The organism is Stenotrophomonas sp. SMYL20, from assembly GCF_036320045.1.
GTDB classification, from domain to species: domain Bacteria; phylum Pseudomonadota; class Gammaproteobacteria; order Xanthomonadales; family Xanthomonadaceae; genus Stenotrophomonas; species Stenotrophomonas maltophilia_A.
On the sequence record NZ_JAWIRT010000005.1, the window covers coordinates 97142 to 123479 of the forward strand.

The following is a 26338-nucleotide window of genomic DNA, read 5'->3' on the forward strand; positions in this document are numbered from 1 at the left end:
GTCCGCGCACTATAGTCCAGAAACCGGGGCGCAAGGCAAGCGTTGGAGCTAGAATCTGCGACGTATGCCGGCGTGCCGGCCCCCTATCCGGAAACAGCCATGGCCCTTCTTCCCATTCTCGAGTTCCCCGATCCGCGCCTGCGTACCAAGGCTGCGTTGATCGAAGCCGCCGAAGTCACCACGCCGGCCTTCCAGGAACTGATCGACAACATGTTCCTGACCATGTACGACGCCCCGGGCATTGGCCTGGCCGCCACCCAGGTGGACGTGCACAAGCGCTTCATGGTCATCGACGTCAGCGAAGAAAAGAATGAACCGCATGTGTTCATCAACCCGGAAATCGTCGCCAAGGACGGAGGCCGGGTGTATCAGGAGGGCTGTCTGTCGGTTCCGGGCATCTTCGCCGACGTGACCCGCGCCGATACCATCACCGTGAAGTACCTGGACCGCAACGGCCAGGAACAGCAGCTGGAAGCCGGCGAAGTGCTGGCCACCTGCATCCAGCACGAGATGGATCACCTGGACGGCAAGCTGTTCATCGACTATCTGTCGCCGCTCAAGCGCGAGATGGTGCGCAAGAAGCTGGCCAAGCAGCGCAAGCACGTGGCGTGATCGCCAATCCGGGCCGCCCATCGGGTGGCCCGTGCCTGCGCGACGCGCGCGGGCTGTACGGCGCCGGCCGACGGCGCCGTTTTCTTTCCTGCACGAATCCATCCTGCAAGTGGGGTAGCCATGAGGATTGTCTTTGCCGGTACGCCGGAATTCGCGGTGTCGTCGCTGCGCGCGGCTGCGCGCCACCATGAGGTCGTGGCCGTCTACACCCAGCCTGATCGTCCGGCCGGCCGTGGCCGTGGCCTGGCGCCGTCGCCGGTCAAGCTTGAAGCCGTGGCCCGTGGCATTCCGGTCTACCAGCCCGAATCGCTGAAGGATGAAGCCGCCCAGCAGCAGCTGCGCGACCTGCAGCCGGACCTGATGGTGGTGGTGGCCTATGGCCTGATCCTGCCCAAGGCGGTGCTGGCCATTCCGACCCACGGCTGCTGGAACGTGCATGCCTCGCTGCTGCCGCGCTGGCGCGGTGCCGCGCCGATCCAGCGCGCGATCCAGGCCGGCGATGCGAAGACCGGCGTCTGCCTGATGCAGATGGAGGCCGGCCTGGATACCGGCCCGGTCCTGCTGCACCAGGAGCTGCCGATCGCGGCCACCGATACCGGTGGCCAGCTGCATGACAAGCTGGCGGAACTGGGCGCGCAGGTGCTGTCCGACGGCCTGGGCCTGCTGCGGGCCGGCATCAAGCCGATCGCGCGGCCGCAGCCGGAGCAGGGCGTGACCTATGCGCACAAGCTGGACAAGGCCGAGGCCCGTCTGGACTGGGCGCTGGATGCAGGGGCGCTGGCACGCACCGTGCGCGCCTTCAATCCGTGGCCGATCGCCGAGGCGACGCTGGCTGGCGAGCGGGTGCGCATCCATGGCGCGGTGGCGCTGGATGAGGCCCACGGCCAGGCGCCGGGCACGGTGCTGGCGGCCAGCCGCGATGGCATCGATATCGCCTGTGGCCAGGGCGCACTGCGCCTGCGTGTGCTGCAGCGGGAAGGTGGCAAGGCGATTACTGCGGCCGACTACCTCAACGCCCGCCGCGATCTGCGCGTGGGGGCATAAGCGGTGTCGAAGCAGAACGATTTCTCCGTCGCCAAGGCGGCGCCGGGCGCGGCCACGCGCATGCTGGCCGCACGTGTGCTGGCACAGGTGTTCACCCGTGGCCGTTCGCTGAAGGCCGAACTGGCCTGGGCGCTGCCGAAGCTGGCCGACAGCCGCGACCGCGCGCTGCTGGAAGCCCTGTGTTTCGCCGTCCTGCGCCGCCGCAGCACCTATGACGCGGCGCTGCAGTCGTGGATGCAGAAGCCGCTGTCGGCGCGTGATGCCGATCTGCGCACGCTGCTGATGGTCGGGTTCGCCCAGCTGGACGTGCTGGAGCTGCCGGCGCACGCGGCGCTGTCGGCCACCGTCGATGCCGCGCGTGCACTGGGCCGTGAGCGCCAGGCGGGCCTGGTCAATGCGATCCTGCGCCGCGCGCAGCGCGAGGGTTTCCCGGAGCAGCCAGCGCGCGATGCCTTCCCGGAATGGCTGGCCGATGCGGTGGAACGCGATTGGCCGGCACAGGCCGACGCGATCTTCAGCGCCAGCCTGCAACCGGCGCCACTGTGGCTGCGCGCCAACCGCCAGCAGGGCGGTCGTGACAAGGCACTGGCCGCGCTGGCCGAAGCCGGCATTGCCGCAGAAGCCAGTCCGCTCAGTGCCGACGCGTTGCGCCTGGCCTCTCCGGTTGCCGTGAATCAGCTGCCCGGCTTCGCCGAGGGCGCGATCTCGGTGCAGGACCTGTCGGCGCAGTGTGCCGCCGATGCGCTGGCCCCGGTGGCCGGTGCCCGCGTGCTGGACGCTTGTGCGGCCCCCGGCGGCAAGTCGGCGCATCTGCTCGAGCGCGACCCCAGCCTGCGCCTGCTGGCGCTGGATATCGACGCGCGCCGCCTGGCCCGTGCACGCGATACCTACACCCGTACCGGCGTGGGCGAGCATGCGCAGACCCTGGCGGCAGATGCCAGTGATCCGGGCGCCTGGTGGGATGGCGTGCCGTTCGACGCGATCCTGCTTGATGCGCCGTGCTCGGCGACCGGCGTGATCCGCCGCCAGCCGGATGTGATGTTCCACCGTCGCGCCGAAGACATCGATGCACTGGTCGGCGTGCAGGCGCGCCTGCTGGAAGCCTGCTGGTCGATGCTGCGCCCGGGCGGCGTTCTGTTGTATGCCACCTGTTCGATCCTGCGCGCCGAGAACATCGATCAGGTGCGCGCGTTCCTGAAGTGGCATCCGGATGCCGTGGCGCAGCCGCTGGGCGATGCATTCGGCGTGGATTGCGAAGGGGTGGCGCGCCAGCGGCTGCCGGGTGAAAACGATGCTGACGGTTTCTTCTACGCGCGTCTGTTAAAAGCAGCCTGACCCCCGCTGCCGTTTCGAGTCCCATGCTGAAAGCCCACGCGTCGCGCCAGACGTGGTTGTTGGTGGTGATGGCCCTGCTGGTGCTGGGGGCCGGCCTGGGCCTCCGTGATCCATGGCCCTCGGATGAGCCACGTTTCGCGCTGGTGGCCAAGCAGATGGTCGACAGTGGCTACTGGTTGTTCCCGCATCGCGGCCCCGAGCTGTATTCGGACAAGCCGCCGATGCTGATGTGGTTGCAGGCGGCGATGTACAGCCTGGTCGGCCACTGGCGGGTGGCGTTCCTGCTGCCCTCGCTGCTGGCCGCGCTGGGCACGCTGTGGTGCGTGGTCGATCTCGGCCGCCGCCTGTGGACGCGGCAGGTGGGGCTGTACGCGGGCTGGGCACTGCTGTTCGCGCTGCACTTCACCTTCCAGGCGAAGAAGGCGCAGATCGATCCGCTGGTGGTGCTGTTCATCACCCTGGCCAACTACGGCCTGCTGCGCCATCTGCTGTTGGGTCCGGCCTGGCGCTGGTGGTGGCTGGGCTGGTTCTTTGCCGGCATCGGTGTGATCACCAAGGGCGTAGGCGTGCTGGCGCTGATGATGATCGCGCCGGCGGCAGTCGCATCCGTGCTGCACTGGCCGCGGGTACGCCTGCACGTGCGCGACCTGCGTTTCTGGCTGGCACCGTTGGCCTTCCTGTTGGCGGTGTCGTTGTGGCTGGCGCCGATGCTGCTGGCAGGCTTCGCCACCGGTTCGGAGCCGTACCGCGCCTACATGGACGACATCCTGTTCCGGCAGACCGCGCGGCGCTATACGCAGTCCTGGGACCATCACCAGCCGTGGTGGTACTTCCTGGCGATCATGCCGTCGATGTGGATTCCCGCGTTCCTGCTGCTGCCCTGGGCGCTTCCGGCCTGGTTCCGGCGGCTGCGCCGGCGCGATGCGCGCTACCTGCTGCCGTTGGCCTGGTGGCTGCTGGTCGTGCTGTTCTTCTCCCTTCCGCACGGCAAGCGCGACGTCTACATCCTGCCGGCATTGCCGATGTTCTGCCTGGCGCTGGCGCCGTTGCTGCCCGGGTTGCTGAGGCGGCGCGATGTGCAGCGCGTGCTGGGCGCATTCACCGCGTTGCTGGCACTGGCGCTGGGGCTGGTCGGTGCGCTGGCGCTGCTGGGTGATCCGGATTTCGAAGTGCGCCTTACCCATGGCCGCGGGTTGCTTCCCGGTGCCACCGATGCGCTGGCCTGGGCGGCGCTGGCGATGGCGGTCTGGTCGGCCTTGAGCCTGTGGGTGTGCGGGCGCCAGCGTCGGCACGTTGCCCTGGTCTCTACCCTGGCAGGAGTCTGGGTGCTGTACAGCCTGGTCGGTTATCCGGTGTTGAACGACTCCAGCTCGGCCCGTGGCCTGATGCGTGAAGTGAGTGCACGCATCGGCCCGCAGGCCGAGCTGGGACTGGTGGCATGGAAAGAGCAGAACCTGCTGATGGCCGATCGCCCGGCGGCCACCTTTGGATTCGAAGCACGTTGGCATCAACAGCTGCAGGCGGCCGTGCGCTGGCAGCGGCTGGTTCCGCAGCAACGCTGGCTGCTGGTGAACGAGGATGCGATGCAGGCCTGCATCGATCGTGCGCGGGCCGAGATGGCGGGCATTTCCAATCGTCGCCGCTGGTGGCTGGTGCCTGCCGATGCGGTCGCCGGCGACTGCCGGCCGTCAGCGGCGGAACTCGAGCACGAGCGCCGCCTGCAGGGGCCCGGCATCACCGATTGAGCGTTCGGGGAGCGTGGCTCAGGTACTGGCCAGGGCGGCGTGGTAGCTGGCCAGCGTGGCGTCGGCGAATGTCTGCAGGCCGAACTCCCGCTGTGCATGGCGGCGTGCTGCGCGGCCCTGTTCCGGCAGCGCATCGCGCTGTGCGTATAGCGCCTGTACCTGGGCGGCGATGGCGTCGATGTCGCGTGTGGCAACCACCCAGCCATCGACGCCTTGTTCGATGTTCTCCGGCAGGCCTGCGTAGTCGCTGACCAGCATCGGCTTGGCGCTGGCCATCATCTCGCGGCAGGCGAAGGAGATCGTCTCGACGTCATGGGACAGTACGAAGCCAGCATCGCCGGCCGCGATCAGGACACGGGTATCGGCCAGCAGGCCGGTGAAGTGCACCTGCGCGGCCACCTCGCCCAGCGCCTGCACCTGTTCGCGCTGCTGCGTGCTGGGCAGGTGGCCGGCCACGGCAATGTGCACATGCGGACGCACCGCATCGGGCAGCCGTGCGATGGCCCGGGCCAGGTCGATCCAGCCCTTGTAATCATCGGTGCCGGCGTTGCTGACCAGCACCAGCGCCTGTGGATCCTGCGTCCACTGCTGGCGCAGCGCGCTGCCGGTGCCGGCCGGCTGCGGTGAGTAGCGCTCCAGGTCAACGCCATTGCGGACCACGTCGATCGGGCAGCGACGGTACGGGCCCTGTTCCAGCAGGCGCTTGGTGTCGGCCGAGACCGCGATCAGCCGATCGGTGGCCCAGCGTGCGCGCAGCGCATTGCCAAAGGTATTGGTGGGTTTGCTGTTGTGCTTGGTCAGCACGATCGGCGGGCGGCGCATGCCCAGCAGCCCCTGCATCACGAAGCGGTGGTCGCGTGCACCGTTGACATGGATCAGGTCGATGCCTTCATCGTGGACCAGCCTGCGCAGCGCGCGCTGTTCGGCCAGCTGCCGGGGCAGCGTTGGCAGGCCGCTGCCGAACGCAATCGGCAGTGTGCGGGCAATGCCTTCATCGGCCATGGTCCGCAGCAGGCGGCTGTCGGCCGGCGCGGCGACGTGGAGCGTGTGCTGGCCGTGCAGCGCACGCGCCAGCGAGACGATGTACGTGGTGTGGCCGCCACCGTCGCCGTAGTGGAAGTTGGTGTACAGGATTTTCATGGGGGGTCTTCAGGCAACGCCCACGCAGTGTGACACAGCGTGGTCAAGGCCGGTCCGCGGAAGGCGCCGGGTCGGCCACCGCCTGTCCATTGCCCAGCATCCACAGCATGATGGTCTTCTGCCGCACGTAGTTGGCGCGGACGTAGGCGTAGACCAGGCCGTGCCAGCCGTCGCGGAAGCCGCCACGGAACAGGAAGCCGCGCCAGAACCGCCAGGCCGGCGCCAGCACCAGCTTGCCCAGCGTGGCCCGCTTGCCGCGCGCGAACTCGTGCTCGGCCATCATCCGCGCGTACTTCTCGGTCTTGGCCAGCTGCTGCTGCAATGACCGGTACGGATAGTGGATCAGGTCGCCGCGCAGGGTGCCCACACTGCCGTCGACACTGGCCGCCTCGTGGATCTCGCGCTTGCCGCGCCAGCCGCCGCGGCGGCGGTCGAACAGGCGCATCACCCGGTCCGGGTAGGCATTGCCATGGCGCAGGAACTTCCCGAAGTACTCCGAGAGGCGGGCGAAGCGGTAGCCGGCCTGGCCGCCGAAGCCACCGTCGCGGGCCTGCTCGATGGCCGTGCGCAGTTCGGGGCTGATGCGCTCGTCGGCGTCCAGGCACAGCACCCAGTCGTGGCTGGCCTGCTCGACGCAGAACGCCTTCTGGCTGCGGAAGCCCTCGAACCGGCGCTGCAGCACGCGGGCACCGGCGGACTCGGCGATGGCTACGGTGGCATCGGTGGACTGCGAGTCCACCACCACGATCTCATCGCAGAAGGCCAGCGAGGCCAGGCAGTCGCCGATGCGCCCGGCCTCGTTGAACGCGATAATGCACGCCGAGATGCGAGGCCGTTCGATGGGAGCGGTCGTGGAGGACATGATGGCCGGGTACCTGTTGTTTGCGACGGAGCGCTATGCGCTGCCTATTCTCGCCCCGTTGGCGCAGGCCTTGCACGCGTCCGGGCAGGAGGTGGCGGCCTGGTTCGAGGACGGCGCGGCCGGCAGCAGCCTGCCGGGGGTGCCCAACGTGGGCCTGAAGCAGGCCCTGGCAATGCGTCCGCGGGCGGTGTTCAGCGCGGCCAACTGGGTGCCGACCTTCCTTTCGGGGGCCAAGGTGCAGCTGTTCCATGGCTTCAACGTGGAGAAGCGGGACAGTGCGCGCGGCCACTTCCGGGTGCGCGGCATGTTCGACCTGTACTGCACGCAGGGGCCGGCCACGACCGCACCGTTCCGCGAGATCGCCAGCCTGCAGGGCCACTTCGCCGTGGCCGAGACTGGCTGGCCGAAGCTGGACCCGCTGTTCCGCGATGACGGAGGCGAGAGTTCCGCGCTGCGCGCACCGGCCGGTGACCGCCCGGTGATCCTGTTCGGTTCCACCTTCACCGAGCGGCTCAGCGCGGCTCCGCACCTGCATGCGCAGATCGCCGCTGATATCGCCGCCGGTGACCACTACTGGCTGCTGACCCTGCACCCGAAGTGCCCACCGGAACTGTTCGAACGCTACCGCGCGCTGGCCGGTGCCAATGCCCGCTTCATCGAGCCGGAGCAGGTGATGGCCGCGCAGCGTGCCGCCGATGTGCTGGTGTCGGACACCTCATCGATCGTTTCGGAGTTCATCGTGCAGCACAAGCCGGTGGTGACCTTCCGCAACCGCGTGCCGAAGCCGCACATGATCGACTTCGATGATCCTGCGCAGCTGCAGGCGATGCTGCAGCGCGCGCTGCACCCGGACGCCGCGCTGCAGGCGGAAATCGTGCGCTACGCCGATGCCATCCACCCTTACCGCGATGGCCGCTCCAGTGAACGGGTGATCGCGGCCACCGAGGATTTCCTGTCCGGTGAAATGGGTGCGTTGCGGCGCAAGCCATTCGGCAGCTGGGTGCGCGATCTGCAGATCCGCAAGGACCTGGGGTATTGGGGCCCGTCGCAGCGCTGATGCCTCGCTGACCCCGCTCGCGGTAGTGCCGGCCGCTGGCCGGCAACCTCGGGAATGGCGGCAGTTGCCGGCCAGCGACTGGCACGACCTGTAGTGCTTACCAGCGCAGCTTGCGCCGCGCCAGCGCCGCCGCCAGTTGCTCCATCACGTGTTGCGCCTGCGCCTGCGGCAGGTAGTGCAGGGTCAACGCCACATCACCATGCGCGCCGGCGGTATCCAGCTGCAGGCTGCTGGTGCCCAGCAGTTTGTCCAGCGGCGAGCGTTGCAGGCGCAGGCCCTGCACCTTGTCCAGCTCGGCCCAGCGCCACCAGCGCTTCCACCAGCCGCCGCGCACCGCCACATAGTGTTCGTCCAGGTACCAGCCCATGCGTGCCATCTGCCGGTGCGCGACCAGCAGCGCCACCGGTAGCCACGCCAGCACCAGCAGGCCCCATGGGCCCCAGCGCCAGTACGCGGCCGCAGCCAGCAGCGGCACCAGCACCAGTGCGCCCAGGCACAGCCGCCACCAGCCGCGCTGCGGAATGGACTGCCATTGCAGCGGAGGCCACTGCAGCTGCGGCAGCAGGTGCTGCACCAGCTGCTCACAACGTGTACTGGACGCCAGCGGCGCGAGTTCGCGCAGGGCGCGGTCCTCATCGCGCGCGGGGCCACCGGCGGCACTGTCGATGCGCAGCTGACGCAGCCCGAACCAGCGCTGCAAAGTACCTTCGCGCAGCGTCCAGGCCTGGATGCGCCGGCGCGCCACGCTGCTGCGGGTGCGGCTGAGCAGACCGGCCGATACGGTCAGGCGTCGGTCCTGCTCGCTGAGGGTGAAGCCGTGGTAGCGCAGCAGCGTCAGCACCACCGACAGCACGCGCAGCGCAAGCCAGCCCAGCAGCAGCGCGGCAGCCAGCAGCAGAAACGCACCGGTCACGCCGGGGTGCAGATGGCTGGCGTAGCCAAAGGCTTCGCGTCCACCGCGCTGGAGGGCATCGTCCATCACCGGCCGTGGCACGGTCTGGAACAGCACGCCGAACGCGGCGATCGCCAGCGCCCAGCCGCGGTTGGAGAGCAGGCCCATGCGTACCACGTCCCAGCTCGACAGGCGCAGCAGTACCTGCTCGTTCTCAGTCGCGGTGCTGGCAACCGGGTCGGGCTCGGTGATGCCGGCGGCCTGCGGCGCCTGCCCGCGCTGGCGGACCAGCCGTTCCAGCGCCAGCGCCTGGTCCAGCTTCAGCACCCGCATCTCCGCTTCCGGGCGCACGCCACCGGCCGATTCCAGGCGCAGCTCGGCCACACCAAACAGACGGTGCAGCGGGTTCTGTCGCACCTCCACGTTGTGGATGCGCGCGAACGGAATCTCGCGCCGGTTGCGCGCGAGCAGACCGCTGCGCACGGTGATCGCATCACTGCCGATACGGTAGCGGTAGCTGAGGTACTGCAGCACCGACACCAGTACCAGTGCGGCAATTGCCGTCAGCGGAATCAGCTGCGCCCATATCGGGTCGCGGTCGCCGCGCTGGCCGAACACCAGCAGTGCGACCAGCGGCAGGAAGTAATGGCGCAACTGCATCAACAGTACGAACAACCACGACCACGGATGCAGGCGGTGGTCCTCGCCACCGGCGGGCAGTGCTGCAGGCAGAGGCGGTGGCAGGCTCACAGGGCGTCGGCGTCCTGGTCGAGCTGGTGGGACAGGGTATCGCGCAGGCGCTCGGCATCCGCCTCGTCCAGGCCGCTGACGGTCACTGCGCTCATGCGGGTTCCGGCGGTGTGCACGATCAGCGTGGCCAGGCCGGCACGGCGTTCCAGTGGGCCGCGGCGCAGGTCCAGGTGCTGCACGCGCGAAATGGGGATGCGCGTTTCCAGCTGCCACATCAGGTCGCGGCGCAGGCCCAGCCCTTGGGCATCCAGCCGCCAGCGGGTGCGGACCAGGCGCCGGCGGCCGAGCCAGGCGCCGAAGACGATGCCGATCAGCAGCCCAAGGGCGGCCGTCCACAGGCCGCCGGGCAGGTCGAAGAACCACGCGGCTGCGGCCAGCGGCAGGCCCGGCACAAACAGGCCGCCGAAGGCACCTTCCAGTGCGGCCAGCCGCGCGGCGCGGCGCGGCAGCGACTGCCAGGCATCGGTGGTCGGAGCAGTAAGGGGAACGTCGGTCACGCGGGCTCCGTCAGGTGGCAGGGCGGGCGGTGGCGGCCGTGGCCGCACCGCGCAGACGGTAGCAGGTCGGCTGCGTTACTGGGCAGCCTGGATCAGCGCGTCCACATCCAGCATGTGGCCGGCACGATCAGCCTTGGTGCGCAGGTAGTGCTCGTTCTCGGCGGTGATCTCGCCGGTGACCGGAATGCAGTCCAGCACCTCGATGCCAGCGTTGCGCAGGCGCTGCGCCTTGGTCGGGTTGTTGCTGAGCAGGGCCACGCGCGAAATGCCCAGGCCGCGCAGCATCGCCACCGCGCTGCCGTAGCGCCGTTCGTCGGCGCCGAAGCCGAGCTGTGCATCGGCATCGATGGTGTCCAGGCCGTCATGCTGGTAGCCGTAGGCACGCATCTTGGCCGCGATGCCGGTACCGCGGCCTTCCTGGTCCAGGTACAGCAGCACGCCGCCGCCCAGTTCCTTCAGCTTGCGCAGGCCGCGCCGCAGCTGGTCGCCGCAGTCGCACTTGAGCGAACCGAACAGGTCGCCGGTCAGGCACGAGGAGTGCACGCGTACCGGTACCACCGCCGACAGATCCGGTTCGCCGACGATGATCGCGACCTGGTCACGCTGGGCGACGCCACCACGGAACACCGCGAACGTGGTCATGCCGACATCGCGCAGCGGTACCGGCGAACGCGCCACCAGTTCGTAGTCATGCGCGGCATGTGCTGCGCCCTCGGCCAGGTCGCACAGCGCAACCTCGGCCGCGCCATCGAAGGTGCGGTCTTCGGCGTCCAGGCGCACCGCCACCATCGCCGGCAGCAACAGGCCGAGGCGGGCCAGTTCCACCGCGCCTGCATCGAAGGCGTCACCGGCGCTCCAGCCGTCCGGCATCGGGCCAGGCTCGCGCAGGTAGCCCAGCGAGGGCAGGGCATCGAAGGCAACACCGGCCAGCGGCAGGCGCGCACCTTGCGGGGCCTCCACGCCAAGCACACGGGCGCGGGTGGCGGTCAGGAACAGGTAGTGCCGCTCGCGGGCGGCATTGGCGAAGGCAGCGAAGCTGCTGGCCGTGGCGCTGTCCAGCGCGATCACCGCTAGGCGCTGGCCCTGGCCATCGTGGAGCAGCACCGGGCGACCGGCACGCAGTTCGGCCACCGCGCGCTCGCAGCGGATCGCGGCCGGATCGCCGAACAGGGAAGAAGCAGCAGACATGGCAGGACCGGGGGAGTCGGACATCGCAGTCTCTATGGGGGCGCCGGCGTCGTATTCAACGTGGTGCGGCCGCCGGTCGCAGGGGCCGGATGGGCCTGGGTGCGGCGGCCGTCAGTGCGGATGCTCTTCGGTCGCGTACGGGTCTTCCTCGCCGCTGCCCGGTGGCCGCAGCGTATAGCGCTTGTAGGTCCACTGGTACTGCGCCGGATCGCGGCGGGCAATGCGCTCGATGCCGGCATTGAGCGCGGTGGCGGCCACCTGCGGGTCGGGGTCGGCCACGGCGGCGTCGGTCGGTTCGATGTGCAGTGCGAATTCCATGTCCGGGCCGATGCGCTCGCACCAGCCATACAGCACGGTGGCGCCGGTGCGCTCGGCCAGCCGGTTGACCAGGGTCATGGTCAGCGCCTGCACGCCGAAGAACGGCACGAACACGCCATCGCCGGCCTTGGGCTGCTGGTCGGGCAGGATGCCGGTGGCACCGCCGTCCTTGAGCACCTTGAACAGCTGGCGCACGGCCGGGCCTTCGGCGCGCACCTGCTGTACGTTCTGGCCGCCCCGCACCAGCTGCAGGAAGGCATCGCTGGCCTCGTCCTCCGGTGGCTTGTAGACGATGGCGATCTGCCCGCGCGAGGCCAGCCACTGGTTCAGCAGCTCCCAGTTGCCGAAGTGCGGTGCGGCCACGATCACGCCCTTGCCGCTGGCCAGGGCCGCGTCGTACAGGGCCTCGCCGTGGCGCTGCTTCAGGTGCAGGCGCAGGTTGTCGGCCGGCGCCTGGCTCCACAGGCGCAGGGTCTCGATGGCCTGCAGGGCGGTGGAGCGCAGCAGCTCCCGGTGCAGGCGGTCGCGCGTGGCGCGGTCCAGGTCCGGGTAGGCCAGCTCCAGGTTGCGTCGGGTGACGCGGCTCTCACGGGCGTTGAGACTGATCCAGGTCCAGGACAGGGCACGGGCGATTCCCCGCAGCAGCGGCCAGGGAAGGCGGGCGAACAGGGTGGTGGCGCGGTAGACCAGCCGGGCTTTGCGTTGCGGATTCATCTGCGCCAGTTTAGCCAAGGGCGCTGCTATCGTGGCCGGCCCCGTTCATTGGAGCCCACGATGCTCGTCCTTATCCAGCGTGTCAGCCAGGCTGCCGTCCACGTCGACGACGAAGCGGTCGGCCAGATTGGTCCGGGCCTGCTGGCGCTGGTGGGCATGGAACCGGGCGATACCGAGGCCCAGCTGCGGCGCATGGCCGAGCGCCTGCTGGGTTACCGGGTGTTCGCCGACGAGGCCGGGAAGATGAACCGGTCGCTGCGCGACACCGGCGGCGGCCTGCTGCTGGTCAGCCAGTTCACCCTGGCGGCCGATACCCGTTCGGGCATGCGGCCCAGCTTCACCAGCGCCGCACCGCCGGACGAGGCTGAACGCGGGTTCAATCGATTTGTCGAGATCTGTCGTGAAAATCACGCGCCAGGGGTGGAAACGGGCCGATTTGGTGCCCATATGGTCGTCAGCCTGGTCAATGACGGTCCCGTGACCTTCCTTCTCAGGCCCTGAGCCTGCGGGACCACCGCCCGGCAGGCGGGGCCCCGGGCTGGTATAATGCTACGTTCCCTATTTCTCCCTAGCCGGTGGCGCGAGCACTACATGGCCAACGAACGTCCTGCCCAATCCGAAATCAAGCAACTGATCAGCAAGGGCCTGGAACAGGGCTACCTGACCTACGCCGAAGTCAATGACCATCTGCCGGACGACATGGTCGACCCGGAACAGATCGAAGACATCATCGGCATGATCAACGGCATGGGCATCGATGTCCATGAAGTTGCGCCGGATGTGGAAACCCTGCTTCTCAACGATGGCAACACCGGTAACCGCGAAGTCGATGACACCGCGGCCGAAGAAGCTGCCGCCGCGCTGAGCGCGCTCGACACCGAAGGTGGCCGTACCACCGACCCGGTGCGCATGTACATGCGCGAAATGGGCACCGTCGAGCTGCTGACCCGCGAAGGCGAAATCGCCATCGCCAAGCGCATCGAGGAAGGCCTTTCGCAGGTCCAGGCCGCCCTGGGCCAGTTCCCGGTCTCGGTCGAGTCGCTGCTGACCGACTACGAAGCCCACAAGGAAGGCAAGAAGCGCCTGGCCGAAGTGATCGTCGGCTTCAACGATCTGGCCGATGAAGTGCCTGCGCCGGCCGCTGCCGCGTCCGATGACAGCGATGATGCCGACGCCGAAGGCGACGAGGACGAGGACGATGATGTCGAGGGTGGCGAGGAAGAAGCCGCACCGACCGGTCCGGATCCGGAGGAAGTCGCTGCGCGCATGCAGGCGCTGAGCGATGCCTTCAATGCCTTCAAGAAGGCCGCCACCAAGGGCGACAAGAAGAACCTGCCGCGCCTGCGCGAAGAGATGTCGGCGGTGTTCGTCACCCTGAAGCTGCCGCTGCCGCTGACCGATGTGCTGACCAAGCAGCTGCGCGACACCATGGCGTCGATCAAGGCCCATGAGCGCCGCGTGCTGAACCTGGCCACCGTCACCGCCCGCATGCCGCGCAAGGACTTCATCCGCTCCTGGGAAGGCAACCAGACCAACCTGGAGTGGGTGGAAGACGCACTGAAGCGCAAGCAGAAGTGGTCTTCGGCCCTGCGCGAAGTGAAGGACCAGATCATCGCCGAACAGCAGGCGACGATCGACATCGAGAAGCTGACCCAGCTGGACCTGGAAGAGCTGAAGGAAATCAGCCGCGCCATGGCCTACGGTGAAGCCAAGGCGCGCAAGGCCAAGAAGGAAATGGTCGAGGCCAACCTGCGCCTGGTGATCTCGATCGCCAAGAAGTACACCAATCGCGGCCTGCAGTTCCTCGACCTGATCCAGGAAGGCAACATCGGCCTGATGAAGGCCGTGGACAAGTTCGAGTACCGCCGCGGTTACAAGTTCTCGACCTACGCCACTTGGTGGATCCGCCAGGCGATCACCCGCTCGATCGCCGACCAGGCGCGCACCATCCGTATTCCGGTGCACATGATCGAGACGATCAACAAGTTGAACCGCATTTCCCGCCAGATGCTCCAGCAGTACGGCCGCGAGGCTACGCCGGAGGAGCTGGCCAAGGAAATGGACATGCCGGAAGACAAGATCCGCAAGGTGATGAAGATCGCCAAGGAGCCGATCTCGATGGAAACCCCGATCGGCGACGACGAGGATTCCCATCTGGGCGACTTCATCGAGGACACCAACGTGGAGTCCCCGATCGAGAACACCACCAACATCAACCTGTCTGAAACCGTGCGCGACGTGCTGGCCGGCCTCACCCCGAGGGAAGCCAAGGTGCTGCGCATGCGCTTCGGCATCGACATGAATACCGACCACACGCTGGAAGAGGTCGGCAAGCAGTTCGACGTGACCCGCGAGCGCATCCGCCAGATCGAAGCGAAGGCCCTGCGCAAGCTGCGTCACCCGAGCCGCTCGGAGCAGCTGCGCAGCTTCCTGGATATCGATTGATATCTGGCGGCTGTTGAAGCGTTGAGAGAAACCCCGCTTCGGCGGGGTTTTTCTTTGCCCACCATATCTCTGCAAAGCCCAGCCCATGCTCGGCTGAGGCTTATGATTACGTAACAAGTAATGTAACGAAAGACCCGCGTCGAAGCTGGCTCTTCGTGAATATGTCCATTATTTTCAAGCTCATAGGTGCATGGCCGCGCTTGCAGTCCCGCTTTTTTGATGCTAATTACGTAACAAATTTCGTATTACGTAATGCACATGCCACGCGCTCAACGCCCACAGGTACTGGATCTGATCGCTCAGCTGGCCCCCGGCCAGCCGCTACCTGCCGCGGCGCTGGCCGAGCGTCTGGGGGTGGACCGGATGGCGCTCAGCCGGCTGGTGGCCGCCAGTGGCCCGCAGGTGGTGCGCATGGGCAGCACCCGGGCAACCGCCTATGCGCTGCGGCGGCCCACCCGGGCCGGCAGCGAATGGCCGCTGTACCGGCTGCGCGAAGATGCGACGCTGGAGGAGCTGGGGCGGGTAATTGCGCTGGTAGGAGGCGGCTTCCACGTCGATGCCGGGCCTGACTGCCCGAACCTGCGACGCGCGCCCGAAGGTGACGTTGCCGCCTTCTTTCCTGACTTGCCGTGGTACCTGGATGACCTGCGACCGCAGGGATTTCTTGGTCGCAGCTTCGCCCATGGCCGTGCGCAGGCGCTCGGCCTGCCGAAGGACCTCAAGAGCTGGCAACCGGACGATGTGTTGATGGCCCTGGTAACCGCTGGCGGGACTGAAGCGGGCGATCTGCTGCTCGGTACCGCCGCCGTGGAGGCGGCGATGGAGAGGTTGCAGGTGCCGATCGATCGGGTTGCGGCCGACGATCGTCTTGCACAGTATCGCGAGCGTGCGCGTGCTGCGCTGGACGGAGAGGACGTGGGCTGCTCGCCGGGTGGCGAGCAACCCAAGTTCACCGCCACCGTAGAGGCCTACGGCAGGCGCCGCTCGGTCCTGGTCAAGTTCGCGCAGCCCGATGAAGGCGCCGCGGCCCAGCGCTGGAGCGATCTGCTGGTCTGCGAACATCTGGCGCTTGAGGCCCTGCGCGAGTCCGGACAAGCCGCGGCGTCCAGCGAACTGCTGCAGTCGCCCACGCACACCTTCCTGGAAATCGAGCGCTTCGACCGCACGCCCGATCTGCTGGGGCGGCGAGGCCTGGTCTCGCTGCTGTCGCTATCGTCTGCGTTCACCGGCGAGGTCACCCCAGCGTGGCCGGTTGCAGGCGCCGAACTGCGTGATCAAGGCTGGCTGACGGCCGACACCGTGCAGGCGATGGGCCGACGCCATGCGTTCGGGCGGCTGATCGGCAACAGCGACATGCACCACGGCAACATCGCCTTCCACTTCATTGATCGCGGCCCGCTGCCGCTGGCGCCGGTCTACGACATGCTGCCGATGTCGCTGGCGCCGTCAAAGCTGGGCGTGTTGCGCGCGGACGAGCCGCTGTCGCCGGTCGCGCCGCTGGGCAGTGGTGATCTGCAGCATCTGCGCTGGGCGGCACCGGTGGCTGAAGCATTCTGGCAGTGCGTGGCTGTTGACGGGCGGATCCAGTCGCCGGCAATGCGGTCGTTGGCGGGGGCGAACGCCGAGCGGGTGCGGGAGATGGGCGCGCGGTTTGGGTGAGCCAGCTGTTGCGCAAGCCTGGGCGCGTGGCGTTGCGCAGCGATGGCTGAGGGTTTTTCAGTGTGTCTTGGCGCCGGCGGGTAGCCGGTTGAGCGCAGGCTCCACTACACTGTAAAGCTGCGCAGGGCCTATAGCTCAACGGTTAGAGCAGGGGACTCATAATCCCTTGGTTCCAGGTTCGAATCCTGGTGGGCCCACCAATTGATGATCCTATGTCGTCCTATGAAGGCTGAAATATCCTGAAAAAACAGGGGTTTCGGCCTTTTTTGTGTCTGATTGCGTCCTATGTGATCCAGCAGAATCCAGACTTCTCTGGCGGTATCTTTGGCGGTAACCTCCACCCGCTCTACACCTGTTACCGCCAAATCAGTTGCCGCCACCATGTCATTGACCGATACCGCCATTCGCAGAACCAAGCCCACCGCTGCCGTGCAGAAGCTGCGAGACGGTGGTGGCCTGTACCTGCTGCTGAAGCCTGATGGCGCCAGATGGTGGCGCTGGGACTATCGGCGTCCTGTGACCGGCAAGCGCAACACGCTGTCGCTTGGTACCTATCCAGAGGTGAGCCTGGCGTCCGTGCGCGAGCGCCATGCTGCTGCGCGAAAGCTGTTGGCCGAAGGTGTTGATCCGGGCGAGCAGCGCAAGGCGCAGAAAGTGGCCAGCTTGGAACTGGCCACCAACACATTCGAGGCGCTGGCGCGCGAACACTTGGCGATGAGAGCCAAGAAGCTGTCTGCCGGGTCGGTGAAACGAGAGACACGTTTGATCGAGAAAGATCTGACGCCGTACATCGGGCAACGACCCATTGCAGCGATCACAGCACGTGAACTGTTGGAGACGCTGCGCAAGATCGAGGGGCGCGGCGCGGTCGAAACTGCACATCGGGCGCGGATGCTGGTCAGCCAGGTTCTTCGATACGCGATAGCGACAGGACGTGCAGACAGGAACGTGGCAGAGGATCTGAAAGGAGCGCTCACTTCGCCCGAAGGTCGTCACTTCGCCAGCATGACTGAGCCCAAGCAGATCGCAGAACTGCTGCGCTCAATACACGGCTATCAAGGATCACCGATTGTCATGGCGGCCCTGTGCCTAGCGCCGCTGGTGTTCGTTCGCCCTGGCGAGCTTCGTCGTGCACGATGGTCGGACATCGACCTGGACAATGGCGAATGGCGGTTCACGGCAAGCAAGACCGGCCAATCGCACGTTGTTCCATTGGCTTCGCAGTCTGTGGCGATTCTTAGGTCTGTGCACCCGCTGACTGGACGGAAGGAGTTCGTGTTCCCCAGTGTGCGTGGCAAGGGGCGACCCATGAGCGAGAACACGATCAACGCAGCGCTACGTCGCCTCGGCTACGACTCCGACACTATGACCGGGCATGGCTTCCGCGCGATGGCACGCACTGTGCTGGATGAGGTGCTGGGCTTCCGTCCGGACTACATCGAGCACCAGCTTGCACACGCTGTGCGTGACCCCAACGGACGGGCATACAACCGTACGGCTCACCTGGTTGAGCGGGCAAAAATGATGCAGGCGTGGGCGGACTATCTAGACGGCCTGAGAGCCTCCAGCTGACCTCCCGTTCTTCCATCTTTCATTTCTGACTTACTGTTTTTGCTGGTTACAGTGGTAACTCTGGTTACACCGCCGCGAAACGTCCTATGCATCAGTGGGTTGCGTCCATTGTCGGAGCGCCGCATTCACTGGTTACAGCTGGTTACGCTGGTTACAGCGGCGCCCCATCGATCCACATTGGACGTATGCGGATCGATGGCGCGCGCCGATTGAATGGCTCTGCCGCAGCCTCTTTCCGGCCAGCGGGTGGCTTTGAAGGCCGCCGAGTTGTCGCCATGACGGCCGATGACCAAACCGAACCCGCCGGTAATCGATGGTTCGCTCGCCGCACATTTTGCGCCGTTGGCCTGGAGCAGCAGGTTGCCAGGCGCGTCCGTTTGTCCTGCGCAACCAGTCGGGCGGCCTGACTGCTGCGCTCGCTTGTCAGCTCCCGCCAGTTGGATGGAACGTCGCAAGGTTGCACCGTCAAGGGGAATTCGTCATGTGTAATTTTACAAAATACTGTAAAAATTTTCCCTACACATCGAGCTGCGTGAGTTGAGCGGCAGCTGCCTTTAGCCTTCTAACCAAGCCCACAACACAGGGCGGCGGTTGACGAAACGTCAGCCCCGCGACCTCTCACATGCTTGGTTCCCCAGCCCCTCAGGCGACCGCACCTGGTCAGCCTGCCGATCATTCTCGGCCCGATGCCGCACGCGGTGAACGCTTCCTGCGCAAGCGCGAGGTGCTCAGTCGTACCGGCATTTCCCGCTCGCACCTGTACTGGCTGATGAAGCGCGGCCGGTTCCCCGCATCGATCCCCCTTTCCCCGCGCGTAACTGTCTGGTTGGAGTCGGACGTGGACGCGTGGATTGCCACCCACATTCCCGACACCCACCTGCGAGTGCAGCCATGAAAGACACCCTCATCCTGACCATCTCCAACCAGAAATTCAGCCTCAGCCCGGCAGAAGCCAAGTTCCTGGCTGAGCATCTGCGAACGGCTGTGGCACAGCCGAATCTCGCGCTGAATTTCTCCCAGAGCCGGACTGCGCAAGGTGGCCGCATTGCACTCTCGCGTGGTGTCGCGGGTAGCCGTTCCACCACTGACTGCTGAGGCATTGTGATGACCAGTTCAAGAGCCTTCCTGCGCTGCCCGCATTGCGATACGCCTGCCATCGTGCGCACCAGCGTGCTGCATTCCAAACTGCTGCGCGAATCCGTGCTCCAGTGCCGCAATGCGCTGTGCGGTCACACGTTCTCGGCCTACACCGAAATCGTGCGCACACATGTGCCAAGCGTCTGTCCGAGCGCCGAGATTTGCCTCCCGCTCAGCGACTCCGCAGAACGCCGCGCGCTCAGTGAGAACGCCACTGAAGCACCGCGCGCCAAGCGCAGCGCACGGCGATGACGCGCATGTTGACAGCACCAGCTCAACCGGTGCAGCATTGCCCCGTCGCCGCACAATCGGCGACCGGGATTGGCGTCCCGAATCACAAGGCGCACCAGCGCCCATCGACCGATGCATGGCGCTTTTTTATTGCTCGCTGTGTTGTCGCGGGCGATTGCTTGCCAGTTCTATGGCGGGCGGTGCGCGGGGGGCTTCGGCCCCACCGGTCCTTGTGCCGGCACGCCAACCGCGTACCGTCCGTCACCCCAATTGGCGTTGGGGCGGCGGATTCCAACTTACACAAGGAATCAGCCATGTCTCACGACGCTTTGGCCGCGCCGACGCGCTTTGCCACCCGTATTGCCCACCATCTTGGCGAAATCGCCGACACCCTCGATTGGGACCATTGCCGCTGGCTGGTGCTGACTGCGCGGCTGGAGGCCACCGGCAAAGCGCCTGATGCGCTGACGCTGGGGGAGGTGCAGCACGCCATTGTCGCCACGGTCCAGGAGGCAGCGCGATGAACGTCTCTGCATTGAATGCCGCTGCGGCCAACGACGATGCCACCACGCATGACCTGTTCAGCGCTGTGCGCCTGTTGCAGCGCATCCGCACGATGCCGATGGCTGCGCTGTCGCAGCTGGTAGCCGCACTCGAGCGCCACCCTGGTGCACTGGAAGACCTATCTGTAGGCCAGCTGCTGGCGATGGTCCGCGAAGCGGAGGTGGCTGCATGAGTACCGAAACCGTGAGCGTGTCCGGCGTGCCGGGCGTAGCCGATGGCGTAGTCAGCGCCACCATCACCGATACCTGGTTCGGTGCCGAGCGTACCGCCCATGTTGTCGAGGAGGCCCGTCGCGTCGAGCGCCTCCACAACAAGGCCTCGCGCCGTCTGGCCATGCTCAGTGACGAATTGGATGAGGCGCTGGAAGGCCACCCATTGGAAGACCGCCTGCGCGAGCGCCTGCTGTGGCCGCTAGAGCGCGATTGCTCGGAGCTGGCAACCGTTGCGGCGCGGGTGCGTGTGCGCCTCTCCTTGTTCGCACCTGCGCAATCGCAGGAGCAGTTTGATCGAGGTATGGCCTTGCAGCTGGCGGACCTGCAAGCCGAGCAGCCTGCTGCCGAGCCGCCGCAGCAGGTCGCGCCCCGCATTGGACACATGCCCTACGGCTACTGGATCAGCGAGGACAGCTTCAATCGCGTGGAGCGTGCACGTTCGGCGGCGCTGTTGCTGGCCAGCGTCGATGAGCGCATGGCGGTGCCCTTCGACGCTGTAGCGTTCAGCGCTGCTTACGTGCATGAGGATCTGGCCGCTGTGGTAGCCAGCGCCCGGCACAGCAGCCAGCTGGAGGCCGACGATGACGAGGGCTGACGGATTTCTGACCACCCTGCGCGCAGCGGGGCTGATGCTGGATGTGTCGGTGGCCGATGGCCGTCTGCGACGCATACGCACCGAGGGCGATGGTAGCGGCCAGCGCAGTGGTTGGTATGTGCTGCACGCAGGCCCGCCGCAGGCCGGTGCCTACGGCAACTGGAAGACCGGGCTCAATGAGTCCTGGTGCGAGGGCGGAACTGAGGCGCTGAGCGAGGCCGACCGCGCGATGCTGCACGAGGCCGTTATGCGCGCGCAGCGCCAGCAGCAGGCCGAGCGCGCTCAGCGCCAGGCGGTGGCCCGGCAGCAGGCGCGTGAGCGCTGGCAGCGCGCCAGCGCTGCTACGCCCGATCATTCCTACCTGGTGGCCAAGGGCGTGGGCGTGCACGGCCTGCGACAGCTGGATGGCTTGCTGCTGGTGCCCTTGCGCGATGCACAGGGGCGGCTGTGGAGCCTGCAAACCATCGCCGCCGATGGCAGCAAGCGCTTCCTCGCCGGTGGCCGTAAACGCGGGCTCTACCACGCCGTGGGACGCACGGTCAGCGACGTGGTGTGCATCGCCGAAGGCTATGCCACCGCCGCCAGCATCCATGAGGCCACTGGCCACCCCACCGCCGTGGCCTTTGATGCTGGGAACCTTGAGCCAGTGGCCTGCGCCCTGCGTGCCAAGTTCCCCTCTGCGGTGATCGTGGTGTGCGCCGATGACGATGCGGCCACCGCCGCGCGGCTGGGCATCAATCCGGGCGTAGCCAACGCCCAGCGCGCCGCCGATGCCGTGGGCGGGGTCGTGGCCATGCCGCCGCGGCCACGCCATGAGGCCACTTCCTGATGATCCCTCTCTTTATCCCGAAGGCGCAGCGCGCCGACGCGGCACCGGAGCCCCGTGCATGAGCAACGTCACCTCTGTCGATTTCAATGATGCCGCCAAGGACGCCGGTACCAGCGCCGTACGCGGCTCGATTCAGCGCGCCGTGCGCAAGGGCGCCAAGGGCAAGACCAAGAGCAACAAGGACGCCGCTGACTGCACCAGTGGCAGTGCCAGTGGCGGTGCGGCGCGAGCGCACTACCAGCTCAACGAGAGCGGCGTGTACTACGTCGGGGTCACCGAGGATGGTGACTTGGCCGAGCCCGTGTTTGTCTGCTCGCCGTTGAAGGTCGAGGCCAAGACTCGTAACAGCCAGAGCGAGGAATGGGGGAGGTTGCTGACCTGGACCGACGCCGATGGCCATCCTCACCAGTGGGCGGCACCTGCGGAAATGTTGGTGGGCGATCCGCGCGAGTTCGTGCGCCAGCTGGCCGCAGGTGGTGTGGAAATGTCAGCCCACCGCAACACGATGCAGCGGCTGCTGGCCTACATCATTCAGGAGCGCATCGACACCCGCGCGCGCAACGTCGCCGTGCCGGGCTGGCATGAGGGCCGCTACGTACTGCCCAATGGCGAAAGCTACGGCAATGGCGTGGAGCGGCTGGTCTATCAGCACAGCGGTGGATTGCAGCATCACTATGCGGCCGTTGGCTCGCTGGATGACTGGCGACGCGACGTGGCCCGACGATGTCAGGACAACTCGCGTCTGGTGCTGGCTGTGTCAGCCATGTTCGCCGGGCCGCTGCTGCACTTCACCGGCGCAACGGGCGGCGGGTTCCACCTGGTCGGCGGCAGCAGCAGCGGCAAGAGCACCGCGCTACGCGTGGCGGCCAGCGTGGTCGGTCCCCCGGAATATGCCCGCGAGTGGCGCAGCACGGCCAATGGTCTGGAAGGCGTGGCGGTGTTGCACAACGATGCGACGCTCATTCTGGATGAACTGGCGCAGATCGATCCCAAGCAGGCCGGTGATGCCGCCTACCTGCTGGCCAACGGCAATGGCAAGAGCCGCGCCAACCGGGCCGGTGAGGCCCGTGCGGCAGCACGCTGGCGGGTGCTGATCCTGTCGGCTGGCGAGGTCGGACTGGCCCAGCACATGGCCGAGGCGGGCAAACAGGCACGGGCGGGCCAGTCCGTGCGTTTGGCCGACGTACCAGCCGAGGCCGAGGGTGGGCACGGCGTGTTTGAGCGCCTACACGATGCCAGCGACGGAGCGGCGCTGTCGGCTCTACTTAAGGACGCCGCCGCACGAACATACGGCGCACCATGGCCGCTCTGGATGGGCTACCTGACCCAGCAGGACAGCCCGACGCTGACCGCCCAGCTGCGCGAATCCACCGACCGATTCCTAGCCACCTACGTACCCGAAGATGCCTCCGGGGAGGTGCGCCGGGTGGCCGAGCGCTTTGCTGTTGTCGCCTTTGCCGGGGAGTTGGCCAGTAGTTGTCGCCACCGCATTACCGGCTGGCCCAAGGGGGAGGCCACACGCGGCGTCGCCGCGTGCTTCCAGGCTTGGCTGCAACGTAGGGGCGGTTCCGGCAGCGCCGACACCGACGAACTGCTCTCGCGTGTGCGTGCGTTCTTTGAGGCCCACGGCGAAAGCCGTCTTGAGCCGCTGCGCAGCCCTGAAGGCACTGTGCCAGTGCGCGATCGCGTAGGTTTCCGGCGCTTCGATGAAGTTGGATTGACGGAATACCTGGTGCTGCAGGAAGCATTCAGACGGGAGCTATGTGCGGGCTTCGATGTGCGCTTGGCCGCACGCACGCTGGCTGAGACCGGATGGCTTAAGCGTAGCGCTGACGGCAGGCCCTCCCAAACCGTACGTGTCCCAGGCTTGGGCGCCATCCGCGTCTTCGTCTTCGACCCCCGCAAGGTTCACGACAGCGGCCTGTGAGCAGTGCTGTCTTTCATACAGCTAGCCGACACAGTGTCGGGCGAGCCTACCCCCGCCAAATCTTTTCAATGGAGATTCAACATGAGCGAAAACCGGAGCATCAACACCACCACCGCCGACCTGGCTATTCAATCCTGCGAAGGGAGCGAGGCTGGGCCGGTATCGGAGAACAGGCAGCGGCTGAACGAGCTGGCGCAGCAGCTGGCCAGCGCGGTGCAGCGCAAGCGCGCCTTGGTGGGTAAGGTCGATACGATGCAGCGCGCCAAGCAGGCTGCACAGGGCGATGCCGCTGCTGCCCGCCAGCAGTGGGGGGCCAAGCTGCGCGAGAGCGATGGCACGCTGACCCGCGACATTCAGAAGCTTCGCGCGAATGAGCGCTCGGCGCTGTCGCTGGCTGAGGAATATGAGGCGATGGAGGGTGAGATTGCGGTCGAGCTGCCGCGCCTGGAGCTGGAATTGGCTGAGGTGGCGGGCCACTGTCTCAACGCAAGAAGCAGCGTCACCAGGGAAGTGGCCGATCAGGCCTACGAGCAGTTGCTGCTACAGGCTGGGGATAGCCTGGTCTTCGCCTTTGCTTTGTTCTCGAGAGCGGAGGGCTCCGGCGATAAAGGCGCACTGGCAAGCCGGTTCTTTGACCGCCTCGGCAATGAGGTGCGCCGTCGCCTGGACGATGCCGCAGTGACGGACCAAGTGACGCAAGTGTTGGCGCTGCCGTCGATGGACCTGAGCGCGGTGGATATGCAGCTGGTGCGTAGCCCGATTCGTTTTTCACAGTTGCGAGAGAAGATCAGTGCTGGGGAGGCAGCGTGATGCATCCCCCTGCCGATGCTGCTATCGGTGAGGTCGTGCCCGCGCGTAGCGTGGGCACTGCCGGAGCTGTCACAACCTTTTCCTTTGGCGATCCAATGCCCGTGTTGGACTCGCGCGGGTTGTTCGACTACCTGGAGTGCTGGCGCAACGGTCGCTACTACGAACCTCCGATCACCCTCAGTGGTCTGTCGCGCACCACGCGCTCCAATCCGTTCCTGCACAGCGGTCTGATCTTTAAGCGCAACATGCTAGTGCGGACCTTTGTGCCGCATCGACTGCTGGACCGCACCGCGTTCTCGCAGATGGCCTTGGATTACCTGGTGTTCGGCATGGCCTACTTAAGGCGGCAAATCTCGCACGCCGGGCGGCTGTTGGAGCTGCACCCGCTGATGGCGCAGTACATGCGTCGCGGTGTGCAACCCGGTGAGTTCTTTCAGGTGCGAGCCGGACGGGCCGAGCGTGAATTTGCACCTGGCTCGGTGCACCAGCTGCGCGAGGCCGATACCGATCAGGAAATCTACGGGTTGCCGGAATGGCTGGCCGTTGTGCAGTCGGCGCTGCTCAACGAATCGGCCACATTGTTCCGCCGCAGGTACTACACCAACGGCTCGCATGCTGGGTTCATCCTCTACATGACCGACCCGCAGCCGGAGGGCATGGACGTGGACGCCCTCCGCCAGGCGCTGCGAGACTCGCGTGGGCCAGGTAATTTCCGCAACCTGTTCGTGCATTCGCCCAATGGCAAGAAGGACGGGTTGCAGCTGATCCCGATCAGCGAAGTGGCCGCAAAGGATGAGTTCACTGGAATCAAGCGAGTGACCCGCGATGACATTCTGGCGGCGCTGCGCATCCCCCCGCAGCTGCTGGGCATCGTGCCTCAGAATGCGGGTGGATTCGGATCGATTCGGGATGCGGCCACCGTGTGGGCGTCTATGGAACTGGCACCCCTGCAATCGCGCATGGCCATGGTGAACGAGTGGATCGGCGAGGAGGTAATTGCCTTCACCTCGTTTGACCTGAACCCCTGAGTGGCCTGATGCTCACTCGCTCGTGGTGATGCCGGCCTTAGCAGCTATGGGAATTCAGTCCAGATAGTCGCAATGAACGAGGCACGTTCAGAAGGTCTAGGCCGCCGACCTGTGCTGCCGGGGGTCTACAATGGCGCGAAGCACCGAGGGTCTTTAGCTCTCTATTGTGAAGACTGATGGTTGATCGCAATTACGTATCAGAAGCGGGCAAGACAGGGGTCGAAGCATGAGCGGGCAGGCGGGCATGGAATTCAAATTTCTCGGTCGTTTCCAAGACGCATATTTAAAGTACACCCATGCTCAGACCCACCTAGCAACGCTCGTCGGACTTTTTAATGAATTGCACCAGGAGAGCTGGTGGCGGCCAGAGAAAGTGGATGAGGAGCCCCGAGGCAAGGTTCGCATCGAGCTCTTGCGCGAGCCGACTATCGACTGGAGCCTCGTCGTCGGCGACCTGGTCCACAACCTTCGTGGCTGCTTGGACTACGCGACGTGCGGAATGATTGAAGTCGCTGATCCCAGGGCTGACCTAAAAGATATCCAGTTCCCGTTCGGTCGTTTTGGGCAATCCCTCAACTCGAAGGAACGCAGGAGAATCGGCGGGCTAGGAGGGCAAGCCATTGCTCGAATAGAAGAGATTCGAGCTGCGTATGGTACTGACCTTCATCTGCTCATGCGCATGAGCAATCAGGACAAGCACAGGCTTCTGCTACCAGTAGCCGTTAGGCAGATGCCCATGAAGATTGCGATCGATGAGGCCACCAATACAGGCGCCATTGTCGAGGACATAGACGGCGCACCGGGTGTGTGGGCAACGGAAATCAAGAACGGCGACGAGATATCTATGCCGACCGTACTTAAACTCGACATCGGTCTGATTTTAGAAGATGGGCCCGAAGCTTTCCCGCTCCGCGACATCGTACGTGTCAATAGATCAGTAGGAGATGCCTTCATGCTGATGTGTACGACTGAGCGAGCGCTCCTGACAGGCTGATGCTCTGTCTGTTGCGCTGATGCCGGCTGCAAAGAGCGGGAGCACAGGGACTGCAGGTGCGATTGTCGCGACCACCGTGTGCTGGACAGCGGGATAGCCCCACAGCGGCCACAGCGGGCCGCTGACGCGGCCCCATCATCGATGGGATGCCCCCGCCCCCCACATTGCTGCTAGCGCTCTA

26 protein-coding genes and 1 tRNA gene are annotated in these 26338 nt (G+C 66.1%); 21 read left to right on the forward strand and 6 right to left on the reverse strand.

Annotation, left to right across the window (positions count from 1 at the left end):
- The first annotated feature begins 99 nt into the window (after window positions 1-99).
- The 4 genes from def to V3B48_RS05350 all read left to right on the forward strand — a co-directional run bounded on the left by def (window position 100) and on the right by V3B48_RS05350 (window position 4736).
- The gene (gene def, locus V3B48_RS05335) at window positions 100-612 is read left to right on the forward strand and encodes a peptide deformylase (protein WP_008267110.1); all 513 of its coding nucleotides are present in this window, start codon (window positions 100-102) and stop codon (window positions 610-612) included.
- A gap of 120 nt (window positions 613-732) precedes the next feature.
- Window positions 733-1656, forward strand: a complete 924-nt coding sequence (gene fmt / locus V3B48_RS05340) for a methionyl-tRNA formyltransferase (RefSeq protein WP_032128555.1) — start codon at window positions 733-735, stop codon at window positions 1654-1656.
- Between the two features lie 3 nt (window positions 1657-1659).
- Entirely contained in the window at window positions 1660-2991 is a 1332-nt protein-coding gene (gene rsmB, locus V3B48_RS05345; RefSeq protein WP_010481181.1) for a 16S rRNA (cytosine(967)-C(5))-methyltransferase RsmB, read from the forward strand.
- 23 nt (window positions 2992-3014) lie between these two features.
- Entirely contained in the window at window positions 3015-4736 is a 1722-nt protein-coding gene (locus V3B48_RS05350; protein WP_049423380.1) for a glycosyltransferase family 39 protein, read from the forward strand.
- 18 nt (window positions 4737-4754) lie between these two features.
- On the opposite strand, the gene V3B48_RS05355 is transcribed toward V3B48_RS05350, so the two are convergent.
- Window positions 4755-5876: a glycosyltransferase family 4 protein gene (locus V3B48_RS05355; protein WP_329893347.1), complete on the reverse strand. Its 1122-nt coding sequence runs from the start codon at window positions 5874-5876 to the stop codon at window positions 4755-4757.
- Window positions 5877-5919: 43 nt separating this feature from the next.
- A complete protein-coding gene (locus tag V3B48_RS05360) occupies window positions 5920-6738 on the reverse strand; it encodes a glycosyltransferase family 2 protein (RefSeq protein ID WP_049401006.1) in 819 nt (272 codons plus the stop codon).
- Here V3B48_RS05360 and V3B48_RS05365 point away from each other — a divergent pair.
- The gene (locus V3B48_RS05365; protein WP_049461970.1) at window positions 6737-7795 is read left to right on the forward strand and encodes a CDP-glycerol glycerophosphotransferase family protein; all 1059 of its coding nucleotides are present in this window, start codon (window positions 6737-6739) and stop codon (window positions 7793-7795) included. The genes V3B48_RS05360 and V3B48_RS05365 overlap by 2 nt on opposite strands.
- A 97-nt stretch (window positions 7796-7892) precedes the next feature.
- On the opposite strand, the gene V3B48_RS05370 is transcribed toward V3B48_RS05365, so the two are convergent.
- The 4 genes from V3B48_RS05370 to V3B48_RS05385 form a co-directional block, all read right to left on the reverse strand.
- Window positions 7893-9437 (reverse strand): PH domain-containing protein, encoded by a 1545-nt coding sequence (locus V3B48_RS05370; RefSeq protein ID WP_329893348.1) that lies wholly within the window; start codon window positions 9435-9437, stop codon window positions 7893-7895.
- A complete protein-coding gene (locus V3B48_RS05375; RefSeq protein WP_049401009.1) occupies window positions 9434-9934 on the reverse strand; it encodes a PH domain-containing protein in 501 nt (166 codons plus the stop codon). Before V3B48_RS05375 ends, V3B48_RS05370 begins: the two co-directional genes overlap by 4 nt.
- A 75-nt stretch (window positions 9935-10009) precedes the next feature.
- Window positions 10010-11146 (reverse strand): GTP cyclohydrolase II RibA, encoded by a 1137-nt coding sequence (gene ribA / locus V3B48_RS05380; RefSeq protein WP_049401010.1) that lies wholly within the window; start codon window positions 11144-11146, stop codon window positions 10010-10012.
- An 87-nt stretch (window positions 11147-11233) separates the two neighbouring features.
- The gene (locus tag V3B48_RS05385; protein ID WP_049461974.1) at window positions 11234-12154 is read right to left on the reverse strand and encodes a lauroyl acyltransferase; all 921 of its coding nucleotides are present in this window, start codon (window positions 12152-12154) and stop codon (window positions 11234-11236) included.
- 60 nt (window positions 12155-12214) lie between these two features.
- Between V3B48_RS05385 and dtd the strand changes: the two genes are divergently transcribed.
- The 16 genes from dtd (at window position 12215) to V3B48_RS05465 (ending at window position 26157) form a co-directional block, all read left to right on the forward strand.
- Window positions 12215-12655: a D-aminoacyl-tRNA deacylase gene (dtd, locus tag V3B48_RS05390; RefSeq protein WP_049401012.1), complete on the forward strand. Its 441-nt coding sequence runs from the start codon at window positions 12215-12217 to the stop codon at window positions 12653-12655.
- A gap of 90 nt (window positions 12656-12745) precedes the next feature.
- Window positions 12746-14599 carry an RNA polymerase sigma factor RpoD gene (gene rpoD, locus V3B48_RS05395; RefSeq protein WP_032128565.1) on the forward strand — a complete coding sequence of 618 codons (1854 nt, stop codon included), beginning with the start codon at window positions 12746-12748 and terminating at the stop codon, window positions 14597-14599.
- Between the two features lie 258 nt (window positions 14600-14857).
- Window positions 14858-16258, forward strand: coding sequence for a type II toxin-antitoxin system HipA family toxin YjjJ (gene yjjJ, locus V3B48_RS05400; protein WP_329893349.1), 1401 nt, complete (start codon window positions 14858-14860; stop codon window positions 16256-16258).
- A 124-nt stretch (window positions 16259-16382) separates the two neighbouring features.
- Window positions 16383-16458 (forward strand) — tRNA-Ile (locus V3B48_RS05405).
- A 181-nt stretch (window positions 16459-16639) separates the two neighbouring features.
- Complete coding sequence (locus tag V3B48_RS05410) at window positions 16640-17830, forward strand: integrase arm-type DNA-binding domain-containing protein (protein ID WP_099539928.1); 1191 nt, start codon at window positions 16640-16642, stop codon at window positions 17828-17830.
- A 622-nt stretch (window positions 17831-18452) separates the two neighbouring features.
- The gene (locus V3B48_RS05415; protein WP_099539927.1) at window positions 18453-18725 is read left to right on the forward strand and encodes an AlpA family transcriptional regulator; all 273 of its coding nucleotides are present in this window, start codon (window positions 18453-18455) and stop codon (window positions 18723-18725) included.
- Window positions 18722-18925: a hypothetical protein gene (locus tag V3B48_RS05420; protein ID WP_099539926.1), complete on the forward strand. Its 204-nt coding sequence runs from the start codon at window positions 18722-18724 to the stop codon at window positions 18923-18925. The genes V3B48_RS05415 and V3B48_RS05420 overlap by 4 nt, the downstream gene beginning before the upstream one ends.
- A 9-nt stretch (window positions 18926-18934) precedes the next feature.
- On the forward strand, window positions 18935-19219 hold the full coding sequence (locus V3B48_RS05425; RefSeq protein WP_099539925.1) for an ogr/Delta-like zinc finger family protein: 285 nt from the start codon (window positions 18935-18937) through the stop codon (window positions 19217-19219).
- 293 nt (window positions 19220-19512) lie between these two features.
- Entirely contained in the window at window positions 19513-19722 is a 210-nt protein-coding gene (locus V3B48_RS05430) for a hypothetical protein (RefSeq protein ID WP_099539924.1), read from the forward strand.
- On the forward strand, window positions 19719-19934 hold the full coding sequence (locus tag V3B48_RS05435; RefSeq protein WP_099539923.1) for a hypothetical protein: 216 nt from the start codon (window positions 19719-19721) through the stop codon (window positions 19932-19934). Before V3B48_RS05430 ends, V3B48_RS05435 begins: the two co-directional genes overlap by 4 nt.
- Complete coding sequence (locus V3B48_RS05440; protein WP_329893350.1) at window positions 19931-20569, forward strand: hypothetical protein; 639 nt, start codon at window positions 19931-19933, stop codon at window positions 20567-20569. The genes V3B48_RS05435 and V3B48_RS05440 overlap by 4 nt, the downstream gene beginning before the upstream one ends.
- Window positions 20556-21398, forward strand: a complete 843-nt coding sequence (locus tag V3B48_RS05445; RefSeq protein WP_329893351.1) for a toprim domain-containing protein — start codon at window positions 20556-20558, stop codon at window positions 21396-21398. Before V3B48_RS05440 ends, V3B48_RS05445 begins: the two co-directional genes overlap by 14 nt.
- A gap of 58 nt (window positions 21399-21456) precedes the next feature.
- Window positions 21457-23325, forward strand: coding sequence for a DUF927 domain-containing protein (locus tag V3B48_RS05450; RefSeq protein ID WP_329893352.1), 1869 nt, complete (start codon window positions 21457-21459; stop codon window positions 23323-23325).
- Window positions 23326-23406: 81 nt separating this feature from the next.
- Window positions 23407-24135 carry a hypothetical protein gene (locus V3B48_RS05455; protein WP_329893353.1) on the forward strand — a complete coding sequence of 243 codons (729 nt, stop codon included), beginning with the start codon at window positions 23407-23409 and terminating at the stop codon, window positions 24133-24135.
- Entirely contained in the window at window positions 24135-25163 is a 1029-nt protein-coding gene (locus V3B48_RS05460; RefSeq protein ID WP_329893354.1) for a phage portal protein, read from the forward strand. Before V3B48_RS05455 ends, V3B48_RS05460 begins: the two co-directional genes overlap by 1 nt.
- Window positions 25164-25389: 226 nt before the next feature.
- Window positions 25390-26157, forward strand: a complete 768-nt coding sequence (locus tag V3B48_RS05465; protein WP_329893355.1) for a hypothetical protein — start codon at window positions 25390-25392, stop codon at window positions 26155-26157.
- The last annotated feature ends 181 nt before the right edge of the window (window positions 26158-26338 follow it).